The following is a 17,067-nucleotide window of genomic DNA, read 5'->3' on the forward strand; positions in this document are numbered from 1 at the left end:
CTCAAAACGCAGGTTTTTTGCTGAAAGAGCAGGAAAAATGCAGGAATATCATCTCGACGAGCGGGATCTTCGGCTTCTGCACGCCCTCCAGATCCGTCCCCGTGCTCCGTGGGCCGCTTTGGCTCCTGTAGTCGGAGCCGACGCCGTGACACTGGCCAGGCGCTGGAGTGCGTTGGAAGACGCCGGGCTGGCCTGGATCACGGCCTATCGGGGGCCCGGAGCGAAATACACCGGCGCCATCATCGAGATTGATTGCGCGCCTGCAAATATTGCTTCCGCCACTGCGGACCTCGCGGATGATGACGAGGTCCTGTCGATCGACCAGACCGCCGGCGGTCGGGACCTCGTACTGACTTGCCTTTGCCAGTCCGATGCTGACCTGGGCCGCTTTGTCCTGGACAGGCTCCCCTCCATTGCCGGCGTCAAGACTACCCGTACCCACCGCGGCATCAGGCTGCTCGCGGACGCGCAGCAGTGGAGATTGCGTTCGCTGCAGGAAAGGGAAATCGCCCGGCTCGAACTTGGACTCCCCCAGCCCACTGCAGCCCAGCGGGGTGTTCCTTCAGAAGTGGAAAATGCCGTTGCCGCAATTCTGCGCCACGACGGCCGCGCGTCCGTCGCCCACATCGCCAAGAGTGCCGGTATCAGCCCTGTCCGCGCGAAGAACGCCCTCTTAGCGCTCCTTGCCGAAAAGCGCCTCATTGTGCGCTTGGAGGTGGCCCGCGCCTATGCCCCCTGGCCTGTATCAGTGTGGTACTTCCTGCGCGTTCCCGTCACGCAGGTTGAAGCAGTCGCCGGACGGCTCGTGGGCCTCCAGGAGGTCCGGTTCGTAGCCACCACTGCTGGGCTGTACTCCATCTTGATGATGGTCTGGCTTCGCCGCATCGAGGACATGACAGTCCTGGAACGGCAGCTCGGCGAAAGGCTTCCTTTCGCCGAGATCATGGACCGCTCCATCGTGTTGCGCACACCAAAACACATGGGCAAGCGACTTACCGCGGACGGCCGGCGGATCGGCTGAAGCCACCTGGATGCCCCTCCGGGAATCCGGGCGGGGCATCCAGTGAAGGCGGGATCGTGGAGCTACTGCTGCTGCTGTTCTCCTGCGATGTTGATCAACCAGTTGATACCGAACTTGTCGACGCACATTCCAAAAGTGTCGCCCCAGGGCGCCGATTCGAGCGGAACGGTGACCGTACCACCGTCGACGAGCTTGTCCCAGAAGCCACGCAGCTCAGCTTCGTCTGATGCGTCACCGCTAAGGGATACAGAAATGTTGTCGCCGGGGTTGTATTCCATGCCGTTCGGCGTGTCAGCTGCCATGAGGGTCAGGCCGCCGGGAGTGACCAGCATGGCGTGCATGACCTTATCGGCTTCGGCCGGGTCCTGACTCCCCGGCATATCACCGAAAGTGCTGATGTTCAGCTCACCGCCAAAGACGGATTCGTAGAACGTGATTGCGTCCCGGGCATTGTCCCGGAACGAGATGTATGGGTTGAGGCGCGTTGTCATCGGTCGGTTCTCCTCATGGTTGCCAGGTGCGTGAATACGGCACCCTGCGCACATGCTAGCAGCGCGTCCGGCGCCTGTCCCCCATGGTTACTCAACGCCGTCGTAAGCCCTTTGGAGCTCGTTGATGTCGAGCTTGCGCATCTTCATCATCGCTTCCATGGCGCGCTGGGAACCTGCCGGGTCCGGCCCATTGAGGATCCCGGCCATACCGGTGGGAACAACTTGCCACGACAGGCCAAACCGGTCCTTTAACCAACCACACTGGCTCTCTTCTCCCCCGACGAGCAGGGCATCCCAATAGCGGTCCACTTCCTCTTGGGAGTCGCAATTGACCACCATGGAAACCGCCTCAGTGAACTTGAACAATGGGCCACCATTGAGGCCCATGAACTGCCTGCCCTCGATCTCGAATTCCACGGTGAGTGCCTTGCCGCCGGGCCCAGGCATGACCTCGCCCATGGACGAATTGTCGAACGTGGAAGTGTAGAACTCCGCTGCCTCCTCAGCCTGGCCGTCGAACCACAAACAGGTGGAAATCTTCTGCATCTGCCATCCCTCCAAGGAACCGGGGAACTCCTTGTCCCCCGTCCGAGGCTAATACCGGGGCTTTCACCCCCACAATGGCCCGGAGCGAATTCCCGCCTGACCGCAATGGCCGCTAATGTCGGAGGCATGCCTTCCCCATCCAAGCCGTGGCTTCCAGCCGCAATCGCCGACCTTTTGTTGATTCTTGTCTTCGCAGCCATTGGTCGCGATGCTCATGCCCGTGGCGACATTGTCCTCGGGGCCTTCACCACGGCGTGGCCCTTCCTTGCCGGTGCCGCCATCGCATGGATGGTCCTGCGTGCATGGCGGGCGCCGTTCTCCCTATGGCCGGTCGGCGTGGGCGTCTGGCTGGGCACGGTAGTGGTGGGAATGCTCCTGAGGGCAGCCACCGGGCAGACAGTCGTACTGCCGTTCATCGTGGTAGCACTGATCAGCCTCGCTGTTTTCCTGCTTGGATACCGCGCGCTGGTGGCCTTGGTGGTGCGGGTCGTGCACAAGCGGCGCAGCCGGGTGTGATCCAGCCCGGGACATGGTGGATGCACTAGGCTGGAAAGCGTCCGCAATGATGCTTTTCCGGAAGGGCCCCACGTGATCACTGCTTTCGTCCTGATCAAGACCGACGCCTCGCGCATCCCGGAGACGGCCGAGCAAATCTCCGCCATCCAGGGCATCAGCGAGGTCTACTCCGTGACGGGCGAATGGGACTTGATCGCGGTGGCCAGGGTTTCAAAGCATGAAGAGCTAGCCGACGTTATCGCCGACAAGCTTTCAAAGGTTGATTCTGTGGTCCACACCACCACACACATCGCGTTCCGCGCGTATTCGCAGCACGACCTCGATGCGGCATTCGCACTCGGCTTCGAATAAACAGAACCGGGTCAGCTGTCAGCTCTGGCTGAGCGCTGTCCACTTCTCCAGGACCGCGGCTGCCTTACCCGAATCAACAGATTCAGCTGCGCGGGCGAAGGCGGCACCCATCCGCTCCACCAGGCTGCCCTGGGCCTGAAGGTCGAAGGACACCAGCCCTGCTGCCGCGTTCAGGAGAACAGCGTCACGCACGGGCCCGCCCTTACCGTCGAGGATCTCCCGGACAACGGCAGCGTTGGCTGCGGCGTCACCGCCCCGCAGATCAGCCACGGTAGAGGGACCTATTCCCAGGTCCGCAGGAGTGAAGACCTGCTCCGTAACAGCTCCATCCCTGATTTCCCATACCGTGGACGGCCCGGTGGGCGTGAGCTCATCCAGGCCGTCGTCACCCCTGAACACCAATCCGCGGCTTCCACGCCGGGCCAGCACTCCAGCCACCAACGGGGCCATCCTGGCATTGGCCACACCAACAGCAGATGCTTGCACATGGGCCGGGTTGGTCATCGGCCCCAGGAAATTGAAGGCTGTTGGAACGGCCAGTTCCCGCCTCGGGACGGCCGTGTGGCGGAACGAAGGATGGAAAACCTGGGCAAAACAGAATGTGATTCCTGCCTCTTCGGCGTTCCGGGCCACCTGCTCGATCGAGAGGTCAAGGCGCACGCCCAGAGCTTCCAGGACATCAGCAGAACCGGACGTCGACGATGCCGCCCTGTTGCCGTGCTTGACCACCTTTGCACCCGCACCCGCAGCAACGAGCGCGGCCATGGTGGATATGTTGACCGTATTGAGGCGGTCCCCTCCCGTTCCAACGATGTCCAGCTTCTCCCCGGTGATCCCGATGGGATTGGCGTGCTGGACCATGGCCTCGACAAGGCCGGCCAACTCTTCGACCGTCTCGCCCTTTGCACGCAAGGCCACAAGGAAACCGGCGATCTGCGACGGCGTGGCTTCACCGGACATGATCGTGTTCATGGCCCATTCGGTGTTGGCCACCGCAAGGTCGTCGCCGTTGATCAGTGCTGAGATGAGCCCTGGCCAGGTGTTGCTGGCTGCAGGTGCCGATGCCGGAGAAGTCACTCCCTGATGCTATCGAGCCAGCCACGCCGATGACCAATGTGAACCGGGCCGGGAACTTTTCCGCGCGATTTCGCGTCTTTGTAGAAAAAGTCTCCCGAATCGGTGGTTTGCATTGGGAACTCTGGACTTTTACAGACATAATGTCCTTGTGACATCTGCGACCCATGCCCCCAGTACCCCGGCGCACCCGACGCTGAACCGCCCCAACTTGGTTTCTGTTGGAACCGTAGTTTGGCTGTCCAGTGAGTTGATGTTCTTCGCCGGCCTCTTTGCCATGTACTTCACCCTGCGCTCCACATCGGGAACGATGTGGGCCGAGGAGACGGCCAAGCTCAACTTCCCGTTTGCGCTCGTCAACACCATCGTCCTTGTGGCAAGTTCCTTTACTTGCCAGATGGGCGTCTTTGCCGCCGAGCGGCTGGAGCCCCGCCGGACCGGCAGGCCGCTTCAGTTCACCCGCTGGGGCATGTCGGAATGGTTTGTCCTCACGTTCATCATGGGTGCCTTCTTCGTAGCCGGCCAGACCACGGAATACGCCATGCTCGTCTCCGAGCACGTTTCCCTGTCGTCCAACGCCTACGGCTCCGCCTTCTACATGACCACAGGCTTCCACGGCCTTCACGTCATCGGCGGTTTGATCGCGTTCCTGTTCATCATTGGACGCGCCTTTGCAGCCAAGAAGTTTGGACACTTCGAAGCGACGTCGGCAATCGTCACCTCTTACTACTGGCACTTCGTCGACGTCGTGTGGATCGGCCTCTTCCTGGTCATCTACGTCCTCAAGTAAGCCCCAGCTTTGACTCTTTTTCTACAAGAGGCAGAATTTAAAGAAGCGGCTCCCGGAGCCGACGCAGGATCGAAAAAAGGAACCACCACGTGAAGGCACTCTCGCAGAAGCGACGTCACCCACTGGCAGCCATAGCGCTGCTGTTGATGGGCCTCCTCCTCACTGGTGGGCTCTACGCCGTTGCCACAACCGTCAACCAAGCCAAGGCCGACACCACTAGCTACAGCGCCAGTGACGTAGAAGAAGGCGGAAAACTTTTCGCCGCCAACTGCGCCACCTGCCACGGCATGGGTGCAAGCGGAACCAACGACGGCCCCTCGCTGGTCGGCGTGGGTGCTGCTGCTGTTGACTTCCAGGTTGGTACCGGTCGTATGCCCATGCAGATGAGCGGCCCCCAGGCCCAGAAGAAGCCCGCCCAGTTCAATGAGGAACAGACCAAGCAGCTCGCTGCTTACGTTGCCTCCCTCGGTGCAGGTCCGGCAATTCCCGAGGAAAAGCTCCTCGACGGTAAGGGAGACGCAGCCAAGGGCGGCGAGCTCTTCCGCGTCAACTGCGCGATGTGCCACAACGCAGCAGCCGCTGGCGGTGCGTTGACCCGCGGCAAGTTCGCTCCCGGCCTGGCAGGTGTCACCGAAGCCCACATCTACGAAGCCATGGCCACGGGCCCGCAGAACATGCCCGTCTTCAACGATTCGAACATCACGCCTGAAGACAAGCGCGACATCATCACCTTCCTGAAGACGATTGAAGCCAATGGATCGCCCGGTGGAGCTGAACTTGGTTCCCTTGGTCCGGTATCCGAAGGCCTCTTTGTTTGGGTTGCCGGCCTGGGTGTCATCATCGCCTTCACCATCTGGTTGACGTCCCGCACGTCCTAGCCTGCAGGCAAGAAACTTCTGCTGCACAGTCAGCAGTTTGAAACTGAAAATAACTCGGCCCCGGCCGAGACAACGAGAGAAGGATGAGGCGAATTATGGGCAACCATAGTGACGGCAGTCCGAACCACTCGGGCACCGTAGCTACGGCTGGTCAGAATGAGGTGGAGAAGTTCCAGGATCCTGGACTTCCTCCGCATCGTTTGCGCCTGGCTGACACGGACCCGGTAGCCGCGAAGCGCGCCGAGCGTCAGGTAGCCATTCTGTTTGGCACCTCCGTCATCGGTACGTTGGTCTTCCTGGTGGCGTACTTCGCCATCGATTTGGGCGACGACACCACCATTGCGACCATCCGCACCCAAAACCTCCTTCTGGGCCTGGGAACGGCTTTCGCCATGCTGGGTATCGGAACGGGCATCGTGCACTGGGCCAAGGCCCTGATGCCCGATCATGAAGTGTCGGAAGAGCGTCACGCCATCCGCACCGAGGAAGACCGCCAGGCTGCGGTCCGTATCGTCGACGACATCGTGGAGGAGACGGGCATCAAGCGCCGTCCGCTGATCCGCAACACCCTCCTTGGTGCCGTAGCATTGGCTCCCCTGCCGGCCCTCGCCATCTTCGGCGATTTGGGTCCGCGTCCGGACAAAGCCCTTGCACACACCATGTGGGCACCCGACGGCGACAAGCTGAAGCGACTCACCCGTGACCCTGATGGCACCCCCATCAAGGCATCCGATGTGACCATTGGTTCGGCATTCCACGTGATTCCCGAGGGACTCAACGAGCTGCACGAAGGCAAGTTGAATGAAAAGGCAAAAGCAGTTGTCCTGCTCATGCGCCTCGACCCGAACTCGTTGAACCCCTCCAAGGGCCGTGAAAACTGGAGCTACAACGGCATCGTTGCTTACTCCAAGATCTGCACGCACGTTGGTTGCCCCGTTGCTCTCTACGAGCAGCAGACGCACCACCTCCTGTGCCCCTGCCACCAGTCCACGTTCGACCTTACGCAGGAATGCAAGGTCATCTTCGGGCCGGCCAGCCGTCCGCTCCCCCAGCTGCCCATCGCAGTTGATGCAGAGGGCTACCTCGTCGCCACCAGCGACTTCAGAGAACCTGTAGGACCGAGTTACTGGGAGCGTGACGAGCATGAGCGCCTCATCAACAGCTGAAGCCCCCTTCGTTCCGAAAACCAAGGTTGGTAGTTTCACCAACTTCGTTGACGAGCGCGTAGGCGGCTCCGGCATCCTGCGTGAGTTCGGCCGGAAGGTCTTCCCGGACCACTGGTCATTCATGTTTGGCGAAGTGGCACTGTACTCCTTCGTCATCCTTTTGATGTCGGGTACCTTCCTGACGTTCTTCTTCGATCCGTCCATGGCGGAGACCCACTACCAGGGCTCGTACACCCCGCTGTACAACGTCGAGATGTCGGTCGCTTACAACTCCTCGCTGAACATCTCGTTCGATGTGCGTGGCGGGCTCTTCATGCGCCAGGTCCACCACTGGGCAGCACTGCTGTTCGTGGCCTCACTCGGCGTTCACATGCTGCGTGTCTTCTTCACCGGTGCGTTCCGCAAGCCCCGTGAAATGAACTGGGTAGTGGGCGGCGTCCTGCTGATTCTTGCCATGGCAGCCGGCTTTACGGGCTACTCGCTCCCTGATGACCTGCTGTCCGGTAACGGCCTGCGCATCATCGACGGCGTGATCAAGTCCATCCCGGTGATTGGCACTTACATCTCGTTCTTCCTCTTCGGTGGAGAATTCCCGGGAACGGCCATCATCGGCCGACTCTACGTACTGCACATCCTGCTGGTGCCGGCACTTATCCTCCTGATGATTGTCATCCACCTCTTCATGGTGGTCGTACACAAGCACACCCAGTACCCCGGCCCCGGCCGTAATGACGGCAACGTCGTCGGCTACCCCCTCGGCCCGGTATACGCAGCCAAGGCCGGTGGATTCTTCTTCATCGTCTTCGGCGTCTTGGCCCTGATGGCTGCAGCATTCACGATCAACCCGATCTGGAACTACGGCCCGTACGATCCTTCGCCCGTTTCGGCTGGAACGCAGCCTGACTGGTACATCGGATTCGTGGACGGCGCCTTGCGTCTCATGCCAGGTGTTGTGAACAACTTCCACTTCGAGTGGATCGTCTTTGGCCACACCCTGACCCTGAACGTGCTGCTCCCGGCCCTCGTGCCTGCCGGCATCATCTTCACGGTTCTGTTTACCTACCCCTGGATCGAACGCTGGATCACCAAGGACAACCGGGAACACCACGTCCTCGACCGTCCGCGTAACGCTCCAACGCGTACCGCAATCGGCGTTGCAGGCTTCACCTGGTACTGCGTTATGTGGGCAGCGGCTGGTTCCGACCTCATTGCAACCCACTTCCACGTGTCGTTGAACGACGTTACGTACTGGCTCCGCACGCTGTTCTTCATTGGCCCGATCATCGCGTTCATCGTGACCAAGAGGATCGCTTTGGCTCTCCAGCGCAAGGACCGCGAAATTGCACTCCATGGCCGCGAAACCGGCCGCATTGTGCGCCTCCCGCACGGTGAGTTCATCGAGGTTCACGCCCCGTTGGACGAGTACAAGCGATACAAGCTGGTTGGCTTCGAGTCGCCTGCTCCCCTGCCGGCCCAGCCTAACGAGCACGGTGTGGTCACCCGTCAGGAAAAGCGCCGCGCGGCACTCTCCAAGTGGTTCTTCGAGGACCGGGTCGCACCGGCAACTCCGGCCGAACTGGAAGCAGCACACGCTCATGGCCACCATGAAGCAATCACCTCCGGTGAAGACCAGAAGAGCCTGAGCCACTAGCGCCCAGTAGCCTCTGTCAGATCACGTAAAAAGCCCGGCTGGATTTCTCCAGCCGGGCTTTTTACGTGCCCTTCATTACACCGGTACAGCAACGACGGCGGTGGGCCGGCTTTGGCTGGCGTCGCCGCTTAGGGCGTCCTGTAGCCCGACGAGTAATTACGGGTAGGACGGACGCCAGGACGCTGGAGGGGTACCCACAGCTTGTATCGGTCTGCCCGGTAATACGACACGGAGTAGTCCACCATCGCCCGAGCCACAAAGGCATGGCGCTGGATCTTTAGGAGGGGCGAACCGACGTCGACGTTGAGAAGGCGGGCCGTGGACGGTGACGCGGCGGTGGCCTCAATCATGTCCTCGCCCCACTCCATGACCAGTCCGAAACGTTCGCTCAGGACGTTATAGAGCGATGTGGGTGGGGCCTCATCCAACAAGCCGGGGACGCGGTGGGCTGGGATAAAGTTCTCATCAACGCTCATTGGCTCGTTATCTGCCAACAGCAGGCGTCGGAACCGCACCAGCGGCGTACCCTCATCCAGTTGCAATTCGCGCGCCAGGAAGGCACTTGCTGCGATCTGCTCAAAGCTGAGGACCTTGGCGGCCGGAACCATGCCTCGTCGCTGCATCTCCTCGCTGTAGGAGGTCAACTTCACCTGGAGATCCAGTTTGGGCTTCTTCACGAAGGTTCCGAGGCCGACGACGCGCTCTATGACATCTTCGCCGACCAAGGCGTCAATTGCTTGGCGCACGGTCATTCGGGCCAAGCCGAAACGTTCGGAAAGGTCCCTCTCGGACGGCAGCGAAGACCCGGGCGGACAGGACTGTGCTATGAAGGTCCGGAGGATTTCGCGTAGCTGGACGTAGATGGGTGTTCCGCTGGTCCGGTCGATATCTCCAGCGATACTCGCCGCTTCAGGCACGGCTGCTATCCATCATGTGAGTCATGGCTTAAGGATAATTCACTGGCTCGTCAGGTCTAGACCACTGCCTTCGGTACCTACTGGTAACAGCTGGGCCAGCTACGCTTATATGGATCATTTCACGCGGAGCATCCGTCGTAACAAAGGAGTTGAGGTTGCCGGAGCTGAAGACCTACGTCGCTGCCGGGATCGGACTGCATGCGCGGGCCGCCGCCGTATTCGTTCGTGCTGTCACGGAGACCGGGCTGCCAGTGACAATTCGGAAACGGGAAGGTCGTGCTGTTGACGCACGCTCATTGTTGGAGGTCATGACAGAGGACTTTGCCCACGGCTGCGAGGTTTTCCTCGGAGTAGCTCCAGAGGCCCTCGCTGACGAGCACAGTATCTCAAGCATCGAGAATGCCCTGGCGCAACTTTCGTCCGTTCTGGAGGCCTCTGAGGGTCACTGAACGGACATCCAGCATCCCGGTGCGCCGAGCAGGCGAGCAACACTGCGAAACCTTGGAACGATGTTAAAAGAAAGGGCCCCACCTTTCGGTGGGGCCCTCTATTTGTTCTCAGGTGCTGCTAGTGTGCGTGGTCGCCACGGCTGTATTCAAAGACCCAGCCAATGAGTGCCACCAAGGCCAGACCACCGGCAACGTAGGTGATCCAGAAACCAACTGCGAGACCCAGGAAGCCGCCTGCGCAGGCAAGGCCGAGAACCAGCGGCCACCAGCTCCAAGGGCTGAAGTGCCCCTGTTCGCCTGCGCCCTCGTGAACCTCTGCATCGGGACGGTCTTCCGGACGCATGCCGACACGCTTGCCGGTGAAACCAAGGTATGCGCCGATCATGCCCGCAAGGCCACCGACCAAGAGGATTCCCAAGACGCCGACCCACTCAGACCAATTGGTCAGGAAGCCATAGGCGATGGCTACGGGGACGAAGAAGAAGACTCCGGCTCCGAAGAGCCACGATTCAATTTTCATTTGTTGACGTCCCTCTGGTCGGCGTTACCCAAAACAGCTGCTGCGGGTGACGGGGCCTCTGCGGTGTGGATCTGAGCCAACTCGGGGTGGTGCAGGTCCAGTGCCGGGCGCTCGGAGCGGATACGGGGCAAGGAGGTGAAGTTGTGGCGCGGCGGCGGGCAGGACGTAGCCCACTCCAGCGAGGCACCGAAGCCCCAAGGATCATCAACTTCAACCTTCTTGTTGCTGCGCCAGGTGATGTAGACGTTCCAGAAGAACGGCAGCAGCGAGGCGCCCAGTACGAAGGAGGAGATAGTGGAGAACTGGTTCATCCAGGTGAAGTTATCCTGCGGCATGTAGTCGGCGTAACGACGCGGCATGCCTTCGACACCCAACCAGTGCTGGATGAGGAACGTGCCGTGGAAACCAAGGAACAGGAGCCAGAAGTGGATCTTACCCAGGCGTTCGTTGAGCATCTTGCCCGTCCACTTTGGCCACCAGAAGTAGAAGCCGGCGAACATGGCGAACACAACCGTACCGAAGACCACGTAGTGGAAGTGCGCCACCACGAAGTAGGAGTCCGAGACGTGGAAGTCGAGCGGCGGCGACGCCAGGATGATGCCCGTCAGGCCACCGAAGAGGAAGGTGACCAGGAACCCGATGCTCCAGAGCATAGGAGTTTCAAAGGTGATGGACCCCTGCCAGAGCGTTCCGATCCAGTTGAAGAACTTCACGCCTGTCGGTACCGCGATCAGCATGGTCATGAAGGCGAAGAACGGCAGCAACACCGAACCGGTCACGTACATGTGGTGTGCCCACACGGTGACGGAAAGTGCAGCAATGGCGATGGTGGCGTACACGAGGCCCTTGTAGCCGAAGATCGGCTTGCGGCTGAACACGGGGAAGATCTCGGAAACAATGCCGAAGAACGGCAGGGCGATGATGTACACCTCGGGGTGTCCGAAGAACCAGAAGAGGTGCTGCCAGAGAACGGCGCCGCCGTTTTCGGGGTCAAAGATGTGGGCACCGAAGCGACGGTCCGCGCCGAGCGCGAACAGGGCAGCTGCCAGCGGCGGGAAGGCCATCAGGACGAGGATAGCCGTCACGAGAGTGTTCCAGGTGAAGATCGGCATACGCCACATGGTCATGCCCGGTGCACGCATGCAGATGATGGTGGTGATGAAGTTGACGGCACCAAGGATGGTTCCGAAGCCTGAGAGCGCGAGGCCAAAGACCCACAGGTCACCACCTACACCAGGGCTGAACGTGGTGTTCGACAGTGGAGCGTAGGCGAACCAACCGAATGACGCAGCACCCTGGGGGGTGATGAAGCCTGAGACGGCGATGGTGGAACCAAAGAGGAAGAACCAGAAGGCCAAGGCGTTCAAACGCGGGAAGGCGACATCGGGAGCACCGATTTGCAGCGGCATGATGACGTTGGCGAAGCCCGCAAACAGGGGGGTTGCGAACATCAGCAGCATGACGGTGCCGTGCATCGTGAACATCTGGTTGTACTGCTCTTTGGTCTGCAGGATCTGCATGCCGGGCTCAAAGAGCTCGGCGCGGATCAGCAGGGCCATGACACCACCGAGGCAGAAGAACACGAAGGACGCAATGAGGTACATGTACCCGATGGTCTTGTGGTCGGTGGAAGTGATCCAGTTGACGACGATGCGTCCCTTGGACTTGGGTACTACCGGAGTTTCAAGAACCCCCGGCGCGGATTGAGTGTACGTAGCCACGTCGCTCCCCTTACTTGGATTCGTTCAGGTTCGGGTTGCGGTCGTATTCCGCACCGAGGAGACCCGTGTTGCCTTCTTGGCGAAGCTTGTCCATGTGCGACTGGAATTCAGACTCGGAGACAACCTTGACTCGGAAGAGCATTTCGGAGTGGTATTCACCGCAGAGCTCGGCACACTTGCCATCGAAGGTGCCCTCCTTGGTGGGGGTGAACCTGATGTAGTTCGTCTTACCAGGGATCATGTCGCGCTTCTGGAGGAATGCGGGAACCCAGAATGAGTGGATGACATCGCGGGAGTTCAGCTCCAGGTCCACGGACTTGCCAACGGGCAAGTACAACGTGGGGAGGAGTTCCTTGTCGACATCGTTGCCGGTCAGGTGGGCCTGGACGCCGGCCTCGTGGAGGTCCTCGTTGACGACCTCGCCCTTTTTGTAGTTGAAGTCCCAAGCCCACTGCTTGCCGCGGACGTCAACAACGACGTCGGCAGGCTGCGAACGGTCATCGATCGCACGCTGGTCCTGGTCGGTGAAGTAGAAGAACACCAGCACCATGAACAGCGGAATGGTCAAGTAGAAGACCTCAAGCGGCAGGTTGTAGCTGAGCTGCTTGGGGAATCCCGTGGTGCCCTTGCGGCGACGGTACGCGATGATGCACCAGACCAGGAGGCCCCACGTGATGATACCGACTGCCAAGGCGGCGATCCATGAGTTGACCCAGAGGTCCATGATCCGGTCAGTGTGGTTGGTCGTGCCGCGCTCTGTTGGCAGCCAACCCTTCTCTACCTCTGGTGAACATCCGGTCAAAACCAACGCGCCGGCGACTGCCAAGCCAGTGATCGAGGTGATCTTTATGCGTCGGCTGCCGGTTCGGTTCTGCGAACTCACAGACGGCCCTTCCTCTTGTTGCTGTCTCCCGGCAGGCCGAAGGCTCACCGGGCACACTAAAAGTTTTACTACCCGATGTAGAGCTTACCGCTATCAAGCGGTTTTCGCGCACATGTCGGCGCCGTGGCTCCCAACGCGTTTAACCGCGTCGGAAGTGGCGCCGACGTGCAGCGACGGCTCACATCAGTGGAATGAATCACCGCAGGCGCAGGAGCCGCCCGCGTTCGGGTTATCAATGGTGAAGCCCTGCTTCGAGATGGTGTCTTCGAAGTCGATGCTTGCGCCGCTGAGATACGGAACGCTCATCTTGTCCACCACGACCTCGACGCCGTCATAGTCACGCACGGCGTCGCCGTCGAGCAGGCGCTCGTCGAAGTAGAGCTGGTAGATCAAGCCGGAGCATCCGCCGGGCTGGACTGCAACGCGCAGCCGAAGATCGGTGCGCCCTTCCTGCTCGAGGAGGCTGCGGACCTTGCCTGCGGCGACGTCGGTCAGATTGACCTCGTGCGTGGCCAGTTCGTCGTTGGCGACGACCTGCGTTCCGGTGCTGTTTTCGTTGGTTGCAGTGCTCATTGGCCTACCTTCTTATGAAGCTCTTGGCGGCGGCGCCGGGACGCTGCCTGCCCTTACCCAATTACGTACGGGTTATAGCTAATGCTACGTCGCGCAGACGCTTAGCTATAACTCCTGACGTAACCACCTGCGGCATTTGGTTGTTCCCGGCCTGCACTTTCGGTTCAGCCCGCGAGGCCCTCGGCATTGAGCCTGGCCAGCATGAGAGCCTCTGCGACCACAGCATGGCGGAAATCGCCGATATGCAGTGACTCGTTGGCACTGTGGGCCCTGGAATCAGGGTCTTCCACCCCGGTCACCAGGATCTGGGCTTCCGGGTACATTTCCAGGAGGTCCGCGATGAAGGGAATGGATCCACCTATTCCCATTTCGACAGGCTTCACTCCCCAGGACTCCCCCAGCGCCCAAAGGGCCACCCGGGCCGCAGCTGATGACGTATCGGTGGAGAACGCATCGCCCCTCTCCCCCGGTGTGAAGGTCACCTTGGCGCCGAACGGAGCATTGGACTCGACGTGCCGCCGCAGGGCGTCCATGGCGGCCTCGGGGTCCTGGCCGGGCGCCAGCCGCATGCTGAATTTGGCTCGCGCCGCCGGAATGAGCGTGTTGGAGGCAACGTCCACTGCGGGAACGTCCATGCCAATGATCGAAAGGGCGGGCTTGGTCCACAAGCGGGAAGCGATGGTACCGCTCCCGGCGAGCCGCACGCCGTCGAGCACTGACGCGTCGGCGCGATAGTCCGCTTCGGCGAGGTCCACGGCCACCTCGTCCCGGCCCACCAGACCGGCAACAGCCACGTTGCCCTCGTCATCGTGGAGGGTAGCAATGAGCCGCGAAAGGAGGGTCGGGGCGTCGAGCACTGGGCCGCCGAACATCCCGGAGTGCACCGCGTGGTCGAGCACGCGGACTTCAAAAGTGCCGTCAACGAGGCCGCGCAGGCTGGTGGTCAGGGCCGGAACGCCCACTTTCCAGTTGCTGGAGTCTGCAACAACAATGACATCAGAACGCAGGAGTTCGCGATGCTCCTCGAGGAAAGTCCTGAAGGTGGGCGAGCCCGCCTCTTCCTCGCCTTCGAAGAAGAATGTCACTCCGAGGCCGAAATCCTCGCCCAGGACTTTGGTTGCTGCACTGTAGGCCGCCAGGTGGGCCATGATGCCTGCCTTGTCATCAGCCGCACCGCGACCATACAGCCGACCGTCACGTTCCTCAGCGGCGAACGGCTCCGACTCCCACAGTCCACGGTCTCCGGGGGGCTGTACGTCGTGGTGGGCGTAAAGGAGGATGGTCGGCTTGCCTTCCGCCGCGGGACGGCGCGCGACGACGGCGGGCCCGCCGGGGGTGCCGTCACTTTTGTCGCAACGAAGGATGCGGACGTCCTCCATGCCTGTTGCCTTTACCAGTGCGGAAACAGCTTCGGCGCTCTTATCCAGTTCCGAGGGGTCGAAGCTGGACCAGGCAATTCCCGGTATGGCGACCAGGTCTTTCAAGGATGCCAAAGTGGCATCGAAGGAGTCATGGACCGCCCGGGTCAGTGCCTCCACCGGGGTAGCGCCGGAGTCCAGGGGCTTGTTCTGCGGGGTCTCCGCATGTGCTGAAGTCATGGGCCACACTTTACCGCCGGGCGTTCTCCCGGCGGGGCAGGCACGGAGTGGCCATTGGGGCATGGGCAACCCGGGGCGTAACCTGCGCCACCTTGGTGCGGGGTATTCTGTAGGGGTGTTCGGACGCAAAAAGGAAGAGCCCAGCGCTCAATCAGTAGTAGACCAGGCCTATGCCACCGCCCAGGAGCCCGTAGCCGGAAAGGGCGCGCCCACGCCCAAGCGGAAGGACCAGGAAGCAGCCCGCAAGCGCCCTCTGGTGCCCACCGACCGTAAGGCATCAAAGGCAGCAGAGCGGGTGGCCATCCAGGACCAGCGCCAGAAGATGCGGCAGGCCCTGGATACGGGTGACGAAAAATTCCTGCCACTTCGGGACAAAGGGCCCCAGAAGAGGTACGTCCGCGACTACGTCGACGCACGGTTCAGCCTGGGCGAGTACCTGATGTTTGGTGCCCTGTTGTTCGTTGTCATTTCACTGATCATTCCCACCACGAGCGCGGGAATCAGCTACGTCCTGGTGGGCTTCTGGATCATGTTCCTGGCTGTATTCATCGATGCCTTCATCCTCTCCCGCAAGCTGCGGAAGAAACTTACCGAGAAGTTCGGCGAAGTGGAGCGTGGCTCTGTCTGGTACGGATGCATGCGAGCCCTTCAGTTCCGCAAACTCCGCCTGCCCAAGCCGCAGGTGAAGCGCGGACAGTACCCGGCCTAAGGCCCCAACCCCTGTCAAACGTATGAAGACCCCGGACCAATGGTCCGGGGTCTTCATCGCTTAACCGCAGTCTTAGTGGCCTGAGCCCCGCCGAAGCCTTACAAGGCCCTTGTTGATTCGGGACGCCCAGAACGGGCCTTCGTAAAGGAATGCCGTGTAGCCCTGGACCAGGGTGGCGCCGGCCTCAAGGCGTTCGTGGACGTCCTCGGCCGATTCGACGCCGCCGACCGCGATCAGCACAAGGTCATCGCCCACAGCCTGCTTGAGCCTGCGAAGCACCTCCAGCGACCGCTCCTTGAGGGGCGCTCCTGACAAACCTCCGGCACCGATGGAATCCACCTTCGCACTTCCGGAAACAAGCCCCTCACGGGTAATCGTTGTGTTGGTCGCGATGATTCCGTCCAGCTTGAGGTCAAGTGCAAGCCGGGCGACGTCCTCGATGTCTTCGTTGGACAGGTCAGGCGCAATCTTGACCAGAAGCGGTACGTGGCGCCCCGCGGCTTCGTCGGCAGCGTCTCCAACTGCCCGCAGCAAAGGACGCAGCGTCTCCACGTTCTGCAGTAACCGCAGGCCCGGCGTATTGGGCGAACTGACATTGACTACCAGGTAGTCTGCGGCGGGGGCGAGGCTCCGGGCGCTCACCAGGTAGTCCTCCGTGGCGTCGGCGAGGTCCACCGCCTTGGTCTTGCCAATGTTCACCCCGATGATGGGCCGAAGATCAGGATGGTTTTTCTGCAAAGCAGCCCGAGCAGACTTGAGCCGGGGCGCAACGGCAGCAGCGCCGTCGTTGTTGAAACCCATCCGGTTGATGACCGCCCGGTCCTCTATCAGGCGGAACAGGCGTGGTTTGTCATTGCCCGGCTGCGCTTGGCCCGTGATGGTACCCACTTCGACGTGGCCGAAACCCAGCTCCGTCAGGGCCTCGATGCCGTGGCCTTCCTTGTCGAAACCCGCTGCAAGTCCGAAGGGCGAGGGAAAGCTCAGGCCCAGCGCCTCGGTGCGGAGCGAGGCATCCGGGGCAGTCATGCGGGCAAGGACCCGCCCCGCGCCAGTACGGTGGGCGGCACGGATTCCCTGGAATCCGATCTTGTGGGCCTTCTCGGCATCCATCCAGGAGAAGGCCAACTTAAAGAATGTGGGGTAAAAACGCATGGTCTTAGTTTTGCTGTTCGTGGACGACTCACCAAACCCATGACTGTGCCGGGCGCTAGCA

19 protein-coding genes are annotated in these 17,067 nt (G+C 61.0%); 9 read left to right on the top strand and 10 right to left on the bottom strand.

What is annotated here, in order from left to right; translation table 11 throughout:
* The first annotated feature begins 37 nt into the window (after window positions 1-37).
* Complete coding sequence (locus QRM57_RS04405; RefSeq protein WP_284985722.1) at window positions 38-1,021, top strand: Lrp/AsnC family transcriptional regulator; 984 nt, start codon at window positions 38-40, stop codon at window positions 1,019-1,021.
* Window positions 1,022-1,083: 62 nt separating this feature from the next.
* On the opposite strand, the gene QRM57_RS04410 is transcribed toward QRM57_RS04405, so the two are convergent.
* Window positions 1,084-1,512: a VOC family protein gene (locus tag QRM57_RS04410; protein WP_257368051.1), complete on the bottom strand. Its 429-nt coding sequence runs from the start codon at window positions 1,510-1,512 to the stop codon at window positions 1,084-1,086.
* Window positions 1,513-1,599: 87 nt separating this feature from the next.
* Entirely contained in the window at window positions 1,600-2,058 is a 459-nt protein-coding gene (locus tag QRM57_RS04415; RefSeq protein ID WP_257368050.1) for a VOC family protein, read from the bottom strand.
* 126 nt (window positions 2,059-2,184) lie between these two features.
* On the opposite strand from QRM57_RS04415, the gene QRM57_RS04420 reads away from it, so the two are divergent.
* Together QRM57_RS04420 and QRM57_RS04425 are read left to right on the top strand one after the other, a co-directional pair.
* Window positions 2,185-2,574, top strand: a complete 390-nt coding sequence (locus QRM57_RS04420) for a DUF3054 domain-containing protein (RefSeq protein ID WP_284985723.1) — start codon at window positions 2,185-2,187, stop codon at window positions 2,572-2,574.
* Between the two features lie 72 nt (window positions 2,575-2,646).
* Window positions 2,647-2,925 (top strand): Lrp/AsnC family transcriptional regulator, encoded by a 279-nt coding sequence (locus QRM57_RS04425; RefSeq protein ID WP_257368048.1) that lies wholly within the window; start codon window positions 2,647-2,649, stop codon window positions 2,923-2,925.
* A gap of 18 nt (window positions 2,926-2,943) precedes the next feature.
* Here the strand turns inward: QRM57_RS04425 and trpD are convergent, their stop codons facing one another.
* Window positions 2,944-4,002, bottom strand: coding sequence for an anthranilate phosphoribosyltransferase (gene trpD / locus QRM57_RS04430; RefSeq protein WP_284985724.1), 1,059 nt, complete (start codon window positions 4,000-4,002; stop codon window positions 2,944-2,946).
* Between the two features lie 148 nt (window positions 4,003-4,150).
* Here trpD and ctaE point away from each other — a divergent pair, with 148 nt between their 5' ends.
* The 4 genes from ctaE (at window position 4,151) to qcrB (ending at window position 8,484) form a co-directional block, all read left to right on the top strand.
* Window positions 4,151-4,789, top strand: coding sequence for an aa3-type cytochrome oxidase subunit III (gene ctaE, locus QRM57_RS04435; protein ID WP_235522053.1), 639 nt, complete (start codon window positions 4,151-4,153; stop codon window positions 4,787-4,789).
* Window positions 4,790-4,878: 89 nt separating this feature from the next.
* Complete coding sequence (gene qcrC / locus QRM57_RS04440; protein ID WP_235522054.1) at window positions 4,879-5,667, top strand: cytochrome bc1 complex diheme cytochrome c subunit; 789 nt, start codon at window positions 4,879-4,881, stop codon at window positions 5,665-5,667.
* 95 nt (window positions 5,668-5,762) lie between these two features.
* The gene (gene qcrA / locus QRM57_RS04445) at window positions 5,763-6,833 is read left to right on the top strand and encodes a cytochrome bc1 complex Rieske iron-sulfur subunit (RefSeq protein WP_235522055.1); all 1,071 of its coding nucleotides are present in this window, start codon (window positions 5,763-5,765) and stop codon (window positions 6,831-6,833) included.
* Window positions 6,811-8,484 carry a cytochrome bc1 complex cytochrome b subunit gene (qcrB, locus tag QRM57_RS04450; protein WP_257368045.1) on the top strand — a complete coding sequence of 558 codons (1,674 nt, stop codon included), beginning with the start codon at window positions 6,811-6,813 and terminating at the stop codon, window positions 8,482-8,484. The genes qcrA and qcrB overlap by 23 nt, the downstream gene beginning before the upstream one ends.
* Window positions 8,485-8,612: 128 nt before the next feature.
* On the opposite strand, the gene QRM57_RS04455 is transcribed toward qcrB, so the two are convergent.
* Window positions 8,613-9,401, bottom strand: a complete 789-nt coding sequence (locus QRM57_RS04455) for a GntR family transcriptional regulator (protein WP_235522057.1) — start codon at window positions 9,399-9,401, stop codon at window positions 8,613-8,615.
* A gap of 155 nt (window positions 9,402-9,556) precedes the next feature.
* Here QRM57_RS04455 and QRM57_RS04460 point away from each other — a divergent pair, with 155 nt between their 5' ends.
* On the top strand, window positions 9,557-9,850 hold the full coding sequence (locus QRM57_RS04460) for an HPr family phosphocarrier protein (RefSeq protein ID WP_257368043.1): 294 nt from the start codon (window positions 9,557-9,559) through the stop codon (window positions 9,848-9,850).
* Window positions 9,851-9,968: 118 nt separating this feature from the next.
* Here the strand turns inward: QRM57_RS04460 and QRM57_RS04465 are convergent, their stop codons facing one another.
* The 5 genes from QRM57_RS04465 to QRM57_RS04485 all read right to left on the bottom strand — a co-directional run bounded on the left by QRM57_RS04465 (window position 9,969) and on the right by QRM57_RS04485 (window position 15,145).
* On the bottom strand, window positions 9,969-10,370 hold the full coding sequence (locus QRM57_RS04465; protein WP_257368042.1) for a cytochrome c oxidase subunit 4: 402 nt from the start codon (window positions 10,368-10,370) through the stop codon (window positions 9,969-9,971).
* Window positions 10,367-12,091, bottom strand: a complete 1,725-nt coding sequence (gene ctaD, locus QRM57_RS04470; RefSeq protein WP_284985725.1) for an aa3-type cytochrome oxidase subunit I — start codon at window positions 12,089-12,091, stop codon at window positions 10,367-10,369. The genes QRM57_RS04465 and ctaD overlap by 4 nt, the downstream gene beginning before the upstream one ends.
* A 10-nt stretch (window positions 12,092-12,101) precedes the next feature.
* A complete protein-coding gene (ctaC, locus tag QRM57_RS04475; protein WP_235520699.1) occupies window positions 12,102-12,974 on the bottom strand; it encodes an aa3-type cytochrome oxidase subunit II in 873 nt (290 codons plus the stop codon).
* Window positions 12,975-13,157: 183 nt separating this feature from the next.
* A complete protein-coding gene (locus tag QRM57_RS04480) occupies window positions 13,158-13,547 on the bottom strand; it encodes a HesB/IscA family protein (protein WP_211712345.1) in 390 nt (129 codons plus the stop codon).
* A gap of 164 nt (window positions 13,548-13,711) precedes the next feature.
* Window positions 13,712-15,145, bottom strand: coding sequence for a dipeptidase (locus QRM57_RS04485; RefSeq protein ID WP_284985726.1), 1,434 nt, complete (start codon window positions 15,143-15,145; stop codon window positions 13,712-13,714).
* A gap of 115 nt (window positions 15,146-15,260) precedes the next feature.
* On the opposite strand from QRM57_RS04485, the gene QRM57_RS04490 reads away from it, so the two are divergent.
* A complete protein-coding gene (locus QRM57_RS04490; protein WP_257368040.1) occupies window positions 15,261-15,854 on the top strand; it encodes a DUF3043 domain-containing protein in 594 nt (197 codons plus the stop codon).
* 72 nt (window positions 15,855-15,926) lie between these two features.
* Here the strand turns inward: QRM57_RS04490 and QRM57_RS04495 are convergent, their stop codons facing one another.
* Complete coding sequence (locus QRM57_RS04495; protein ID WP_284985727.1) at window positions 15,927-17,006, bottom strand: quinone-dependent dihydroorotate dehydrogenase; 1,080 nt, start codon at window positions 17,004-17,006, stop codon at window positions 15,927-15,929.
* Between the last annotated feature and the right edge of the window lie 61 nt (window positions 17,007-17,067).

Source organism: Arthrobacter sp. fls2-241-R2A-172, assembly GCF_030208885.1.
GTDB lineage: Bacteria > Actinomycetota > Actinomycetes > Actinomycetales > Micrococcaceae > Arthrobacter.

Bases quoted from the DNA above. Each gene is read 5' to 3' on its own strand.
- QRM57_RS04405 (WP_284985722.1), top strand. From the start codon at position 38: ATGCAGGAATATCATCTCGACGAGCGGGATCTTCGGCTTCTGCACGCC.
- QRM57_RS04410 (WP_257368051.1), bottom strand. From the start codon at position 1,512: ATGACAACGCGCCTCAACCCATACATCTCGTTCCGGGACAATGCCCGG.
- QRM57_RS04415 (WP_257368050.1), bottom strand. From the start codon at position 2,058: ATGCAGAAGATTTCCACCTGTTTGTGGTTCGACGGCCAGGCTGAGGAG.
- QRM57_RS04420 (WP_284985723.1), top strand. From the start codon at position 2,185: ATGCCTTCCCCATCCAAGCCGTGGCTTCCAGCCGCAATCGCCGACCTT.
- qcrA (WP_235522055.1), top strand. From the start codon at position 5,763: ATGGGCAACCATAGTGACGGCAGTCCGAACCACTCGGGCACCGTAGCT.
- qcrB (WP_257368045.1), top strand. From the start codon at position 6,811: ATGAGCGCCTCATCAACAGCTGAAGCCCCCTTCGTTCCGAAAACCAAG.
- QRM57_RS04465 (WP_257368042.1), bottom strand. From the start codon at position 10,370: ATGAAAATTGAATCGTGGCTCTTCGGAGCCGGAGTCTTCTTCTTCGTC.
- QRM57_RS04480 (WP_211712345.1), bottom strand. From the start codon at position 13,547: ATGAGCACTGCAACCAACGAAAACAGCACCGGAACGCAGGTCGTCGCC.
- QRM57_RS04485 (WP_284985726.1), bottom strand. From the start codon at position 15,145: ATGACTTCAGCACATGCGGAGACCCCGCAGAACAAGCCCCTGGACTCC.
- QRM57_RS04495 (WP_284985727.1), bottom strand. From the start codon at position 17,006: ATGCGTTTTTACCCCACATTCTTTAAGTTGGCCTTCTCCTGGATGGAT.